The sequence below is a fragment of the Colwellia sp. BRX8-4 genome (genome assembly GCF_014077345.1).
Taxonomy (GTDB): Bacteria; Pseudomonadota; Gammaproteobacteria; order Enterobacterales; family Alteromonadaceae; genus Colwellia_A.
Window position 1 is genome coordinate 72,906 of sequence record NZ_JACGVS010000011.1, and the last position, 14,839, is coordinate 87,744.

The following is a 14,839-nucleotide window of genomic DNA, read 5'->3' on the forward strand; positions in this document are numbered from 1 at the left end:
CAATTGTTAATATAGCGCGATAGAAACCAACACTAATTTTGAGGTACTCAGTGAATAAAAGCTTTATGACTAATATTATCGCCTTGCTTGCTACTTTAGCGGGTTATTTTTTCGAGCAGTCTTTACTCTTTACCATAGGCTTATTTGCCTTGTCGGGGGCATTTACTAATTGGATTGCTATACATATGCTTTTTGAAAAAGTACCCTTTTTATATGGCTCTGGTGTTATTCCTGCGCGCTTTGAAGATTTTAAAAAAGCCATAAAAGAGCTGATGATGGAACAGTTTTTCACTGAAGAAAATATTGACCGATTTTTGTCGGGTGGTTCAGGTGGTTTAGTGTCTTTAGACTTAACACCCGTCATTGAAAAAATAGACTTGAATCCTGCTTTTGATGACTTAGTTGATGTTATTGAAAAGTCATCGTTTGGTGGCATGTTAGCGATGGTTGGTGGCAGCGAAGCATTACAGCCGTTACGAGAGCCGTTTATTGAAAAAATGAAAATCACCGTCGGTAAAATTTCACAAAGTGAAGAATTTAACAATATCCTCAAGGATGAGTTAGAGCAACCGAGTGTTATGGCGGATATGCGTGATAAAGTCAGTGAAATTATTGATCAAAGGTTAAATGAACTAACACCACAACTGGTCAAGGAAATTATCCAAGCGATGATCCGCAAACACTTAGGTTGGTTGGTTGTTTGGGGAGGTGTATTTGGTGGTATTATTGGCTTTATCGCCGCAGTTACTAATAATTTCTAAGATTTTATCAGCGATTATTTCGCAACAAACGCTGGATATAATTTGTTGCGAAACTTGTCATTACAGACAACAAGGTTATCCTTGTTATTCCTTAGTCCCTTTTGTGCTATTAGTTCCTGCAATTTTTTAGTTTAAACGCTTTAAATTTCACCTTATTGGGGCTATGCTTGCGCTTTAAACACAGGGATTTATTTCTCTTGTTGAGCGAAATCGCCCAATTAAGAACATCCCGTCATTGAATAAGGTAACCGGAGACATGTTTGGTAGCTTAAAGGCTTTGCCAGCCGATCCTATTTTAGGCTTGTTGGCTAAATATCGTGAAGATTCAAACCCACATAAAATTGATTTGGGTGTGGGCGTTTATAAAAATGAAGCAGGTCATACAGCGATTTTAGACTGTGTGAAAGCGGCGGAAAAATATCGTAACGATCACGAAGATACCAAAGTTTATATTGGTCCTACCGGCTCACCTGTATTCAATGAAGAGATGAGTAAATTAATTTTCGGTCACCATAAAGTGCTGCTTGAAAATAGAGCTCGCACGGTTTCTACTCCCGGTGGAACTGGGGCATTACGTGTTGCGGCTGAATTTATTAAGTCTTGTAAAGCTGGTGCCACTATTTGGGTGAGTAACCCAACATGGGCAAATCATACCGGTTTGTTTGAAGCCGCTGGTTTAACCGTTAAAACCTATCCGTATTACGACCACGAAAACAAAACGCTTGATTTTGATGGCATGTTAGCGGCATTAAAAGAAGTCAGCAGCGATGATGCTGTGTTGTTACATGCGTGTTGTCATAATCCCAGTGGTATGGATTTAAACAATGAGCAGTGGCAACAAGTTGTTGAAGTGGCTAAAGACATTGGTTTTTTACCCCTTATCGATATGGCATACCAAGGTTTTGGTGTTGGTTTAGACGAAGATGCCTATGGTTTGCGTTTAATGGCCGAACACGCGAAAGAAATGATTGTTTGTAGTTCATGTTCGAAAAACTTTGGTTTATACCGCGAACGTATTGGCGCTTGTACTATTATTGGCGAAACATCTGCCGCAGTTGATGTTGCACAGTCCGTATTACTTTATGTGATCCGTGTTATTTATTCTATGCCTCCAGCACATGGTGCCGCATTGGTTGAAACAATCTTAAGTTCTGATGAACTACGTACCCAGTGGCATGTAGAATTAAAAGAAATGCGAGACCGTATTAATGGTAACCGTCAACTATTGGTTGATAAGTTAGTCGAAAACGGTGTGACTCGTGACTTCAGCTTTATTACCCGTCAAATGGGGATGTTTTCATTCTTAGGTATAACCCCTGAGCAAGTGCAACAGTTACAAGATGAATATAGTATTTATATGGTCGGTTCAAGCCGTATGAGTATTGCGGGTATTGCGAATAGTAATGTTGATTACTTAGCAAAATCTATCGCGAAAGTTCTATAGGCGCTAAGATTCGTTAACAGCTTTAGAGCTTAAGAAAGAGTTAAAGCCAAAACATCTCGGTGTTTTGGCTTTATTGTTTTTGGTTAACTAGCCAATTGATAATGTGAGTAAGCGGCTATCTTTAGAGGTAAAAATTTCCATCCTCATTAAGTGATATTTTTTCAACCCGAGTGACCGCATTGATGTTTAATGGACCATATATATGAGGATATAAGCCACCGCTTGCAGGTTCCCATTTTATTTCTGGTATAACTAACTCTTTATCAACAATCAAAATAAGTGGCTGCTCTTTGTCTTTATAATATTTATTGGCAAGACGGTTTAACTGACTTTTTGGCGTCGCATGAATAAAACCTTCGCTGGTTAGCGAATCACGCGTTAGCTTACCTGCACTTAGTGCTTGTTGATATTCAGCATTTGATGAGAGTAAATAGATAGACGGATCATTTAGCCCTGCATACATGCGAATAAAAGTATTCGTTAGTATTTGTTGCTCATCTTTCTGGTAAAGGTAGTCAACACGAAATATCCCTTTAATATTGTTATTTTCAATAGCCTGACTTACAACGCTTATTTCTGCTCGAGCAGTCCAGTCAGTACCTGTTAACCATAGAGGAACATTGTCAGCAAGATGCTGATGGCCCTTTCTCTCAAAGGGATAGGTTTTTCCACGTACTAACTCTGCGTAATTATCTGAACGGAGAATTGAATTATTTGCTATTTTAAAGCCCATGGGTTTTCCTGTATTAAATTGTTGTTAGCGATAAAGCTATTAATTGTCTATGTTACCGATAAGTGCACATGCTTTAAATGGTAAACAACAAAGAATATATTTGTTGTCTTATCGCTATTACCAATCAATATGTATTTTGCTGAGTTTTGAATGGTAACGTCTAGATGTAAAATTATGCTACATTAACGGCGTAAATTTTTAGGGAAATAAAAAATGACTGAACAAACCAATTTCAAACATATGCAACTGGCCACCTTACACGAGAGTTTAACTGATAAAACTCATGTCATTGTTGATATTCGTGACGCGGCTTCTTTTCAAGCAAATCATATTCCTGGTGCTATTCATTTGAGTAATGAAAACTTTGCCGACTTCATTCGTGAAGCCGACTTAGATGCCCCCGTTGTTGTTTGCTGTTATCACGGTATTTCTAGCCAACAAGCTGCACAGTTTCTTATTAGCCAAGACTTCAGTGATGTTTATTCACTCGATGGCGGCTTTACTGATTGGCAATTACGTTTTCCACAAGATATAGAACACTAAATAGTTGAGCATAATGTCGGAATATAATTCAGCAAATGAGCTAAGTCCCTTAGTACAAGTTAAACAACATAACATTGCCTTGTTGTTTGCGAATTATTTAACCAGTTTAGATATCGATGCTAAAGTGCAAAAGGATGACAGCGACTATGTTATTTATTGTGCAAGCCATAAAATAGCTCAAGCAAAAGAAATTTTTGCTGAATTTATTGCCGACCCTTACCAAGAAAAATATCAACAAGCTGCATGGCAAAGTGGACAAGTTTCACAAGTTCAAGACAACTCTCCGTCATTAATAACAAGCTTTAAACAGCAGTTTTTGGCTCATGCCGGTGTGGTAACCTTAACTGTTTTTGCTTTGTGCTGGTTAGTTTTTATCGCGAGCTTGTTGGGTTTCGCTCGACCTACTTTTGAATTATTACATTTCTATCCTAAGTTAACGATGGAGGCCTTTTTTGATTCTCCATTACGTCTTTTAGGGCCCGCCCTGTTTCATTTTTCATGGTTACATATTGTCTTTAATACTATGTGGTGGTGGCAATTAGGTGGCAGTGTTGAACGTACTTTAGGGAAGGGGGCGTTAATTAATTTATTTTTGATCACCGCACTGCTCTCTAATCTCGGGCAGTTTATGGTTTCAGGTCCTAACTTTGGCGGCCTGTCTGGTGTGGTTTATGGCTTAGTGGGTTATGTTTGGTGGTATGGCTGGCTAGCACCTGAAAAAGGTTTAATGATCTCTAAGCCCATTATTGGCTTTTTACTATTTTGGCTTTTACTGGGCTATGCCGATGTTTTACCGGTTAATATGGCAAATACTGCGCACTTATTAGGCTTAGTCAGCGGCTGTTTGTTAGCGGCAGTCAATGTGTTATTGATGAAAAGGCATTAGTTTTGTATTAACAGGGCTAGGCTAATGTTTTGCCGGTTAATATGATGGCAAATACTGCGCGCTCATTCGGATTAGGATTAGTCAGCGGTTGTTTGTTAGCGGCAGTCAACGTGTTATTGATGAAAAAGCATTAGTTCTGTATCAACAGGGCTAGGTTCTGGTCTAGGCTAATGTTTTGCCGGTTAATGTGATAGCAAATACTGCGCGCTCATTCGGATTAGGATTAGTCAGCGGCTGTTTGTTAGCAGCAGTCAAGGTGTTGTTGATGAAAAGGCATTAGGTCTTTATTAAAAAACCGTAGGTTGAGTTTTACCGACCTACGGGGATCTTTTAATATACTGTTAGTTGTCTAGCCACTGGGTAAATAATAATTTTTTAATTAGCGGCTGACCTGTTTCTTGTGTCAAAAGACTCTTCACTTTTTCTTCACATAAACGCTGGATTTCGTGGCGACCATTAATCGATTTTACTTTTGCTTCAGGTTGCTGACCAATAATAGCAATAATAGCATCGCGCAATAACGGTGCATGATGCTCAACCGTTTCATAATTTGCCGAATCTTCAATCATCAATTCAACGGTGAGACGAACATAGCCTAGTTTCTTTTTTACCGCTACATAGTTAGTGATAATAGCGGGTTCAAAACCAAAGTAAGCATAGTCCGCCGCTTTTACTGAAGATAAAGGAAAAGAGAACGACAATAATGTCGCTAATATTAATAAGGTATTTTTCATTTTGCCGCTCTATTTAACTGGAGAATTGAAAAGACTATCGACTATATTACAATGAATCATTAGCTTTTATTAGCAAATTTGTTCGCTTTATTTATTTTTATAACGCTAAGCGCTAAAACCCCCTCAAGGATAACCCGTTTGATAGGCTAACTTATTTCGTGTGGCCTATTGATGCGAGCTCGTCTACCTTTGAAATCACCACTTGAATTTGGTCGGCAAGGTGTACCAAATTACCAGCGGCATAAATTAAACAATACTGATATGATATGCAGGTTATTGTCTAATAAAATAGTTATTAATTAGTTGTTATGACCCAGTCGCATCCATTATTTCCCATTACTATCGATACAGCATGGCAGTCTCCTTTAGGAGTATCGCTTAATGAAACGCTATTAAGTTGGTTACTCGACCCAAGCTCGTTGACTGCTCGATTAAGTCAATGTTGCCAACATTTTCGTGTTGAAGTATTAGGGCAAAAAATTCAGCCTTGCACAAGAGAAGAAGCAACGGCAGACATTAATGTAGGTGAACAAGTGTTAGTGCGTGAGGTGATATTATATTGCGACAATGTGCCACAAGTCTTTGCCCGCAGCTTACTGCCTTTAAAAAGCTTAACCGGTGAAGAGCAGCAGTTAGCACACTTAGGTAACCAATCGTTAGGACAGGTGCTGTTTAGCAAAAAAGAGTTAACCCGTAAATGCATTGAAATCTCGTCTTTTTCTCCAATATCTACCGTATCAGCATTAGCACAACATCTTAAATTACCAGTTAAAACCGAGCTCTGGGGACGCCGTTCAACGTTTATGCTGCATGATAAACCTTTATTAGTTGCTGAAATATTTTTACCGAATGCCTTCGCTTATCAAACTAATCAAACTAATCAAACTAATCAAACTAATCAAACTGATCAATTATGATAAATAAAAAAGAAATAAAAAATCTTCAGGAAAATACATGACAAATTCTTTTGCAGATAAGTGGCAAGGCATTGTAAAAATTACTCGCGCCGACAAGCCGATCGGTACCTACTTACTATTATGGCCAACATATTGGGCATTATGGATAGCCGGCGATGGTTTTCCACCCTTACATTGGCTAGCTGTATTTACCTTAGGTGTTTTTGTTATGCGCAGCGCAGGTTGTGTTATTAATGACTGGGCAGATCGTAAAGTAGACGGACAAGTAAAACGTACCCAGCATAGGCCATTAGTTACTGGCATATTAACGCCAAACGATGCGTTATCGTTATTTGGTTTGTTGATTGGCATCGCGCTCGGCTTAGTTTTAACCTTAAGTTGGTTCACCATTCAATTGTCAGTGGTTGCGGTGTTACTGGCAGCAAGTTACCCTTTTATGAAACGTTATACCCAGTTACCCCAAGTGGTATTAGGTGCAGCGTTTAGCTGGGGGATGATTATGGCGTTTGCCGAAGGTATGGGTGAAATCCCCACAGTTGCTTGGCTACTTTTTAGCGCTAACTTATTATGGACGGTAGCTTACGATACTATGTATGCGATGGTTGACCGCGACGACGATTTAAAAATTGGCATAAAATCAACGGCCATTCTATTTGGTCGCCATGACAAACGTATTATTCTATTTCTTCAACTGGCTACACTAGCTTTGTTAATGAGCGTGGGTGAAATGCTCGCATTTGGTTGGCCTTATCAACTGAGTCTTGTTATTGCGGCCGGATTTTTTTGTTATCAACAAATTTTAATTGTCGATAGAGAGCGTGATAAATGCTTTCAAGCTTTTTTGAATAATCATTTTGTAGGTTTAGTGATTTTTATTGGCATATCAATAGAGTACCTCTAGTTACTACGGGTCCGATAATCATGAGATCCAACATTATGCTTGTGGTGCGTCATCCTGATAATCGTTCAGGATGACGATGTAGCCCGTTTTATTCGTGCAAGAGTTAACGAATAATACTCTGTAAAACTTCAATATCTATCAGTTGAGTGACCGACGACTTCAACAAACCTAAAGTACTGCTGTCAACGAGCTGGTCGTTTTCATCTTTATTAATATAGCCTTGCTCAATCATGGCTTTAATTAAAATTCCCTGGGCTTTTTTATCAATAAACTCAGGAGCATTAATATCATTTAATACCGATAAGCGCTTAGCAATAGCAACAACTTTGTCTTCAAGGTCATTTTTACTAATGGGTGATAAACGATGTGTTAATGAACAGATAATGGTAAAACGTTGTACGGTTTCATTAATACATTCGCCGATTAAGCGAATATTACTGGTCTGTTCAACGTCATTTACCACGCTTAAAAAGCCACTTTTACTTTTTCGAATAAGACCTTCGGCCATTAAAAATTTTATTATTTGCTCTGTTTGTTCCACAACATCACTTTCGCTTTGCCATAAAAATAAATCAATTTTCACTAAACTGATGATCCGTTGCACCTGTTCTAATAAAGTGTCGATATCTATTTTGCTATGGCGTTCCAATATCCGGCAAATGAGCGCAGGTAATATATAGCTATGTAAAATATTATTACGGTAATAACGCATTTCTAAAATGGCTGTTTCAGATAATGAAATAATGTCGCCGTAACTGTCTTGATTTACGGTGACTTTATTAAGAGAGATAACCTCTTCAAGCAGTTGCTGGCCATCTTCACAGGGGATGGTCAACTGCTGACTATAAGGCGCATTGCGCTGTAAGTTTAAAAATAAATCAAGCTGGCTTATTAATTCTGTTTTAGCGAGTGCTTTATTATTACAAGCATGCAGAATAAGTGCGACTAAAGCCGTACCATTAATGGCGGCGCTTTTATTGATATGCGTCATTACTTGATCAGCCAGAATATTAACACTTGGTGTCAACCATGTTGGCTTTTGTGGATCAATAGGGTCGATATCGTCTTTCCAGCTAGGGACCTGTTTATTTAAGAACTGGTTAATATTGATAGGTTCACCAAAATTAACGTAACCTTTTCCATAATTTCGTAAATTTTTAATCGCTTTAATAACACCAAAGATAGATTCATTTTTCTTCTGGCTACCACTTAATTCTTTATGATAGGTGCCGACTTCCATAACATGCTCGTAACCTAAATAAACTGGCACTAAGGTTAATGGACGATCAATGCCACGAAGCAAGCTTTGTATCGTCATGGCAAGCATACCCGTTTTAGGGGGTAGTAAACGGCCAGTTCTACTGCGCCCGCCTTCAGAATAATATTTTACTGAGTAGCCACGTTCAAATAATAAGCCTAAATACTCGCGAAAAATGGTGGAATATAAGCGATTGCCTTTAAAGCTACGACGAATAAAAAACGCACCGGCTTTGCGGAAGATAGGGCCTGCTGGCCAAAAATTTAAATTAATACCAGCGGCTATTCTAGGAGTCACTAAGCCTTCTTGGAAAATGACATAGGTAAGTAGTAAATAGTCCATGTGGCTTCGGTGACAAGGCACATAAATAATTTCATGGCCTTCTTGAGCGAGATCTCGCAGCACTTTTGCATTATTGATGTTTATACCGCTGTATAAGCGACTCCACAGCCAAGTTAAAATACGTGCGCCTAAGCGAACCATAGAGTCACGGTAATCACCGGCAATTTCATCCATGATGGCGAGGGCTTGTTTTTTCACTTGCTCTTCACTAATCGCTTTGCTTTTGGCTTCGTCGCTGATTAAGCGTTTTATCGATGGATTAGCAAGCAGTGTCGCAAACATTTGTTGACGGTGCATTAACCTTGGGCCCGTTACTGCAATCGTTTGGCGGTAAAAGTGAAAACGAGCAATACGCATTAATTTTTGTGCACTTGCTTGCGTAGTACCATGCCTGTCTGCCATAAGACGAAAAGAAATCGCTTCACTAAATCGGACAATAGAATTACGCCCTAAAAATAATACAATGAAAAACTTACGTAACCACGAAGGTGATTCTTGATCCGCTAAAACAGTACCTATATTGGCATTATTATGTTCTTTGGTTGGTGTTCTGCCCCAAATAACATGAGCAGGTATGAGCTGAGCATCTAATTTTTCGTCGATGCTGTGCTGCTTTAATAATTCGAAGCCTTGGGTAATCGCTTCGGTATGACCTGCTTTTCGCCAACGAAAAAGCGGTGTAGGTTTTTCTAAGCACAATAAACGTGAAAAACTTTGCCCATTAACAGTTACCAGGCTTAGTGGATCGGGTAATTTTAAATTTTTACAGGCCTTTCGTAGGGCAAGTAGATCACTGGCAGATTGATGACGAATAACATAAAACTGTGGCTGTTCAAGTTTTACTTCTTCTGACTCTAAATAGTTGTCAGGAACAATTTTACTGCGAACAAGCAATTTTATCGGGAAACGTAATAAGAAATAGAATAATGAACGTATGGCTGACATCGAATTTTCTCTGAATTATTATACTTTTAGACATGTTTTTAATAGTAGCTTTATTGTAGCATGTTGCCTATGGTTTTTGGTAATGGTGGCCATCACCAACACCCTTCCTTTATCATCGAGTAATAAATGACAAGCCAACTGAACAAAATAGCTATATTTGTAGATGTACAAAATATTTACTATACCACCCGTGATAGCTTTCAAAGGCAGTTTAACTACCGAAAGTTTTGGCAACAAATTAGTGAGCAGGGCGATATTGTTATCGCCAATGCCTATGCCATTCAACGCAGTGACGATGCTCAACATAAATTTCAAAAAGCGTTAAAACATATTGGATTTGAGGTAAAGCTTAAGCCGTTTATTCAACGTCGAGATGGCTCTGCCAAAGGTGACTGGGACGTCGGTATTACCATTGATGTCATGGAAAGTGCCGGCGATGTTGATACCGTTATATTACTATCTGGCGATGGCGACTTTGATTTACTACTTCGCAAAGTTAAAGAGCGTTATGGAGTAACTACACATGTTTATGGTGTATCAGCTTTAACCGCTAACTCATTAATTAACGCGGCGGATGATTATTTTCCGATTGATGACTGGTTACTAATGTAACTTTGCTTGTCGAAATAACAGTCAGCCTGTGGTCGTCAATGATTAATGGCCATATCTTAATGATTGCTAATGTTGCCATATACCCTTGATCGCCAGTGAACAAAAATCATCCGCTTTTTATTAAATATGTGCGATAGTAGCAGTATCATACAGATGAAATAAAATGATTAGGCAATGAAAATTCTGATATTACTGATGCTTTCTTTACTTGCATCAGCCTGTAGTCAACAAGACGTCTATAATTCTGCAGCGGTTAGCAAAAGCAGTTACAGTAAATCAGCGATAGCAACCACAGCACTTTCAGATGATGGTAAGTTAACGGCGATTATTAATGGTAATGGAGTCTGTCTTTGGCAAAACAGTCAGCAATCAATATTACCTAAATGCCTTCCCGCGGATCATGCACAACATATTGAAATCGCTTATATCAGTAATAACAATCAGTTCTTATATCTTTCTAATCGTGTGTCTGTAAAGCAATATACTCTTGATAATCTTGAAATAGTCGGTGAGTGGCAAGTCGCAGATAATATAATTAATGATATGTCAGTATCTAAAAATGGTCAGTTACTGTTATTAGGATTTCGTAGCGGTAAAGCCAGTATTATTGATACCAAAGCGAATAAGGTCACTACTTTTCAAAAACATCGTTTAGATATAAACGCGGTGAGTCTGTCTGAAAACGGTCAAATTGCTTTTACCGGCTCAAGCGATAAAGTGGCCCAGTTATGGAATACTTCAACGGGTAAAACCCTGTTTGAATTTAGTCATGCCAGTCGAGTTAATCATGTTGATATCAGTAGCGACGGTTTGGTTGGCTTTAGCATTGACGCGGTTAAAGATCGCAAGTTTTGGAACCTACAAACAGGCCAGCTCATTGCTGAATTAGATACTTATTTAAAATTTATGGAAGTGAATGACTCTGTTTTTTCTGCCGACAAACAACTATTTTTAACTGGCTCACCCAGGCAAGTATTACAGTTATGGCGAGTGGCTGATGGCGCATTACTTGCCCAGTGGCAATCAGTCATGGAAAATGGCCGAGCATCGGTATTAAGTGTCGCAATGAATGATGGGGATAGCGAAACCATCAAAGATGCCAAAACGATCAAGTTTATTAATGCCAGTAATAGTGATGGCGTTTTAGAGCTGTGGCATTTTCCTGTTTATTAATTTTATAACCTTTTAGGTTAGAGGTACTACTTTGTTTAAGCCAATTCCAACAACATCTTTTGATCTGTTACCACTGCCTATTATGGTTGTTGAGCTTAATAAAGAAGCGCTAAATCATACTATTGTTTATTTGAACCAAAGCTTTACTAACATCATTGGTTGGGATTTAACCGATATACCGGATAAAAATCACTGGTGGCAAAAAGCCTATCCAGATCCCCATTATCAGAAGGTCGTTGAAAGCTTATGGGAACTGAGTATGGAATCAATAGATGCTGAAAAAGATAGCTTTGTTACGGTGACAGTGAATATTCAGACCAAGGCCCATGGCGTTAAGCGATTTAAAGTTTATACCGAATTGAAAAGCGCGCTAATGGACGGTTATTATGTGGTCGCATTTGAAGAAATTAATTAATCAAATGCATAAGTGAATTATTGAGTCTACTGATTGCCTAAATTAGCAACCGTCAGCAATAATATCGTACGCCGGACCTATTGCTGCAGATTGCGCTTGGGTATATCTAAAATAGCAATTATCGTCACTGACTTTATTGTTGCCATTGACATCGTAACCAATAAAGACGAAGTTTGCGCCTTGCTCTTCGAAAACCTTGCCCCCCGAGAGCTTAAACTCCTCAGAAACATCAATCTGCTTGTAAATTTCATGATTATCAATGTAAGAGTGCAACAGCCTTAAATCAACGCCATTAAGATCAATAACGCCATTACGGTCTATATCTATATCAATTAAATCCGCGCGGCTAGGAACTGGAAATGTAGAATAGCTTGGCATCTTCGATTTTAAAAAGATTAAATTATTAGCGGCTTTTACGCTGACACTAAACTGGGTTAAAACGGCTATTTTTGCGTCTTTTGATATGCTGATAAATTTAGGTAATGCGGTGGCAGATAATATGCCCAATATCACGATGACAACGACCAGTTCAATTAAAGTAAAACCTTTATTACGATTACGACTACGACTCATCGACTGCACACACATAAATTATATTTTGTTGTTTAACGTTACTTGTATAAACGTTAAGTGGTATTAAAGAGTTTGCACTTTAACAATATAGCAACATAAAATAAACTATTTTAGCTATTTGTTATAAATGTTGTCATCAAAATATGGTGATACCGTTATAGTAAAATCAGAGTGGGTTGTCGTTGTTCGTTGATAATAAATAGTAAAATAATCAATTTATTACTTTACTAGCAAGAAGATTAACGAATAAAGCCATAAGCTAATGATATATTTCACCTAAATAAAATGTCTTTTTGGGAATTTTAAAAAAATGTACGTCGCCACTATTTTCATGATGAACCCCTATAGAACCATCGTATTCATTGATAATTTTTTGGCAAAGTAATTGATTTAAAATAGGTGTTTGTATTAGACCTTCAGGGGACTTTTCTATTCCTACAGATGACAGCGGATTGGCTTTATCTAAAGGTGAGGCGTCTTCTACTTCAAAAACAATATCCTCATTTTTTGTATAAAGTCGAATTTTAAGTTCACCACCGTTTTGTGACCGCATCACGGCATCATGAGTCAATTGATTGATAACTTGACCAATTTTTTCAGGAACACATAAGTTTTTAATGTCGTCATCAAATGATTTTTTGACAATAATATTACGCAATTTATCTCTGCTTGATTCAAGGTATAGTTGTGTTGCTATCATTGATTGCAACGAAGATGACTTTAAAGCAGAGCTTTGCATATAGTTAGAAATGGCAAAATAATTTAAAAAACTGTCAAAAGTACGGGTTAATTTTTCTTTGGATAACTGGCTAAGTTCTTTAAAATTTTGGTATTGTGCCTTACTGACTTTTCCCTCTAATAAACAATCGTTCACCGTTGTTAACACGTAAATAGGGTCAGAAATTTCTTTAGTCATATTATTAATGATTTTTTTATAGTCGTTGAGAGTACATTGATCTTTATTCATTTTATGCGCATTAAAGATCAGTCTTCTAAGCGTTAAGATAAAGAGTTCATTATCGATTGGCTTAATAAAAACATTATCAGCACCATTGGCTAAAAATTTAATCGCACCATTTCTATTACCGGTTAAGCCAATAAAAATAAAAGATCGATCTACAAAAGTTTCCTTTATTTCTTGCATTAATTCACAGCCATTTTTAGAGGGCATTTCATAATCAAGAATCAGAATATTAATTGTGGGTGTTAATCTTAAACGCTCTATTACTTGCTCGCTATTAAGCTCAGTGTCGTTATGAATAAACTCACTACTCAAAATATTGGCAACAATACGGCTATCAACTCTTGAGTCATCCACAACCAGTGCGTGTTGAAAACGATAAATATCGTGTTGTCTAATAAAACCGTAAATAAGAGAGCTTAATTCGCTATCATTTTCATTGACCACCATATCAATGTAATGTTCTTTAGCGGTTCTTTCCATTTCAAAATTAAGAAAACGGGTTATCAATAAAGTGGGTACATTTTGTTTTAATTTAAGTCTGCTAATACTTTCTTCATCAATTTTTTCAATATAAAGAATGAGATAATCAGTGTGTGTTATAGCAACTTTTAGAGGTTGGGTTAGGTCATCAGCTATGAATGATTCAACATGTCCTAAATTTTCGCCCTGTAATACGGGAAGCAAACTTTTAGAGACCTGATCGGGTAGGTTTACTAGGAAAATATTTGAATTCATCATAACTGCTCCTTGTCTTAAATAAAGCGCTTTGGTAGATAAAAGAACAATAAGCGCTCATTAACTATACTCTTTATTTCTATTTTGAACAGTAGCTAATGTAATTTTTATGGAACCAACCAACCTCATTTTACAATATAGTTAATGATGAGTAATCACCAGGTTATTTATAAATATCCCTTTAGTTAAAAATAATTTAACCCCTTTTACTTTTTCCAAACGTTTTACCTGTATAAGTCGCAATTTAGCGCTTATATCTGTTTTTTGTTTGTTAAATAAAGGAATTACTATGGCTAAATTATTATCTTATATCAGCTTGGCAGTTATTATTACTTTTAGTTTATTTGCTTTTATGGCGTATTTAATCAGTAGCGACAGTGTAAATATTACCAAGCCATTAACCGATGTTATTGTTGAAGTGGCACAATTACCTGAAGATTCAAAAGTTATTGAAATCGATAAGGTAAAGCTTGAACCACCAGCACCACCAGAGCCTATGCCAAGAAATGTTGTGACGATTGATGTTGCAAGTGACACGCACAATTTATCCTACCAATCAGCTCCAATCTCAATGACGGGAGGTAGTACTGGCTTTAAGCAATACCAAGGTATGAATAATAATGAGGCTCGCCCCATCGTGCGTGTTAATCCTAAATACCCAATAGAAGCCATGAGAAAAGGAACTGAAGGCTGGGTGCAATTAGCTTTTGATATTAATGAAGTCGGTAAAGTTGTTAATATCTCAGTGATTGACGCTCAGCCAAAACGTATTTTTGATAAAGCGGCTAGACATGCTTTAAGAAAATGGAAATATCAGGCAAAATCGGTTGATGGAGCAGCGGTCTATCAAAAAGGTCGTACCGTACAATTAGATTTTTCTATGGACCAACAAAGTTAGGATGC

Annotated in this window: 15 protein-coding genes; 10 read left to right on the forward strand and 5 right to left on the reverse strand. The window is 37.6% G+C overall.

The features are described 5' to 3' along the window. The first annotated feature begins 50 nt into the window (after positions 1 to 50). Positions 51 to 761, forward strand: a complete 711-nt coding sequence (locus H4J56_RS10985) for a DUF445 family protein (RefSeq protein WP_182215342.1) — start codon at positions 51 to 53, stop codon at positions 759 to 761. 256 nt (positions 762 to 1,017) lie between these two features. After that, on the forward strand, positions 1,018 to 2,205 hold the full coding sequence (locus tag H4J56_RS10990) for an amino acid aminotransferase (RefSeq protein WP_182172491.1): 1,188 nt from the start codon (positions 1,018 to 1,020) through the stop codon (positions 2,203 to 2,205). 121 nt (positions 2,206 to 2,326) lie between these two features. Here the strand turns inward: H4J56_RS10990 and H4J56_RS10995 are convergent, their stop codons facing one another. Then, positions 2,327 to 2,938 (reverse strand): DUF952 domain-containing protein, encoded by a 612-nt coding sequence (locus H4J56_RS10995; RefSeq protein WP_182215344.1) that lies wholly within the window; start codon positions 2,936 to 2,938, stop codon positions 2,327 to 2,329. Positions 2,939 to 3,151: 213 nt separating this feature from the next. Here H4J56_RS10995 and glpE point away from each other — a divergent pair, with 213 nt between their 5' ends. Together glpE and glpG are read left to right on the forward strand one after the other, a co-directional pair. Next, complete coding sequence (gene glpE, locus H4J56_RS11000; RefSeq protein WP_083277969.1) at positions 3,152 to 3,481, forward strand: thiosulfate sulfurtransferase GlpE; 330 nt, start codon at positions 3,152 to 3,154, stop codon at positions 3,479 to 3,481. A 13-nt stretch (positions 3,482 to 3,494) separates the two neighbouring features. Beyond that, positions 3,495 to 4,367, forward strand: coding sequence for a rhomboid family intramembrane serine protease GlpG (gene glpG, locus H4J56_RS11005; protein ID WP_182215345.1), 873 nt, complete (start codon positions 3,495 to 3,497; stop codon positions 4,365 to 4,367). Between the two features lie 341 nt (positions 4,368 to 4,708). Here the strand turns inward: glpG and H4J56_RS11010 are convergent, their stop codons facing one another. Further along, a complete protein-coding gene (locus H4J56_RS11010; RefSeq protein ID WP_182215347.1) occupies positions 4,709 to 5,101 on the reverse strand; it encodes a flagellar basal body-associated protein FliL in 393 nt (130 codons plus the stop codon). A 308-nt stretch (positions 5,102 to 5,409) separates the two neighbouring features. Here H4J56_RS11010 and H4J56_RS11015 point away from each other — a divergent pair, with 308 nt between their 5' ends. Next, positions 5,410 to 6,018 (forward strand): chorismate lyase, encoded by a 609-nt coding sequence (locus H4J56_RS11015; RefSeq protein WP_182259315.1) that lies wholly within the window; start codon positions 5,410 to 5,412, stop codon positions 6,016 to 6,018. Between the two features lie 37 nt (positions 6,019 to 6,055). Then, positions 6,056 to 6,919: a 4-hydroxybenzoate octaprenyltransferase gene (gene ubiA, locus H4J56_RS11020; protein ID WP_182215350.1), complete on the forward strand. Its 864-nt coding sequence runs from the start codon at positions 6,056 to 6,058 to the stop codon at positions 6,917 to 6,919. A gap of 103 nt (positions 6,920 to 7,022) precedes the next feature. Here ubiA and plsB read toward each other — a convergent pair whose 3' ends face one another. Further along, positions 7,023 to 9,464, reverse strand: coding sequence for a glycerol-3-phosphate 1-O-acyltransferase PlsB (gene plsB / locus H4J56_RS11025; protein WP_182245004.1), 2,442 nt, complete (start codon positions 9,462 to 9,464; stop codon positions 7,023 to 7,025). 138 nt (positions 9,465 to 9,602) lie between these two features. On the opposite strand from plsB, the gene H4J56_RS11030 reads away from it, so the two are divergent. The 3 genes from H4J56_RS11030 (at position 9,603) to H4J56_RS11040 (ending at position 11,664) form a co-directional block, all read left to right on the forward strand. Further along, positions 9,603 to 10,076, forward strand: coding sequence for an NYN domain-containing protein (locus H4J56_RS11030; protein ID WP_182221539.1), 474 nt, complete (start codon positions 9,603 to 9,605; stop codon positions 10,074 to 10,076). Between the two features lie 174 nt (positions 10,077 to 10,250). Next, positions 10,251 to 11,249, forward strand: coding sequence for a WD40 repeat domain-containing protein (locus tag H4J56_RS11035; protein ID WP_182221439.1), 999 nt, complete (start codon positions 10,251 to 10,253; stop codon positions 11,247 to 11,249). A gap of 31 nt (positions 11,250 to 11,280) precedes the next feature. Continuing rightward, positions 11,281 to 11,664 carry a PAS domain-containing protein gene (locus H4J56_RS11040; protein ID WP_182221440.1) on the forward strand — a complete coding sequence of 128 codons (384 nt, stop codon included), beginning with the start codon at positions 11,281 to 11,283 and terminating at the stop codon, positions 11,662 to 11,664. Positions 11,665 to 11,706: 42 nt separating this feature from the next. Here H4J56_RS11040 and H4J56_RS19910 read toward each other — a convergent pair whose 3' ends face one another. Then, complete coding sequence (locus H4J56_RS19910) at positions 11,707 to 12,237, reverse strand: type II secretion system protein (RefSeq protein ID WP_182221441.1); 531 nt, start codon at positions 12,235 to 12,237, stop codon at positions 11,707 to 11,709. Between the two features lie 259 nt (positions 12,238 to 12,496). Then, positions 12,497 to 13,939 carry a response regulator gene (locus tag H4J56_RS11050; RefSeq protein ID WP_182221442.1) on the reverse strand — a complete coding sequence of 481 codons (1,443 nt, stop codon included), beginning with the start codon at positions 13,937 to 13,939 and terminating at the stop codon, positions 12,497 to 12,499. A 286-nt stretch (positions 13,940 to 14,225) separates the two neighbouring features. Between H4J56_RS11050 and H4J56_RS11055 the strand changes: the two genes are divergently transcribed. Then, positions 14,226 to 14,834 carry an energy transducer TonB gene (locus tag H4J56_RS11055; RefSeq protein WP_182215360.1) on the forward strand — a complete coding sequence of 203 codons (609 nt, stop codon included), beginning with the start codon at positions 14,226 to 14,228 and terminating at the stop codon, positions 14,832 to 14,834. Positions 14,835 to 14,839: the final 5 nt, after the last annotated feature.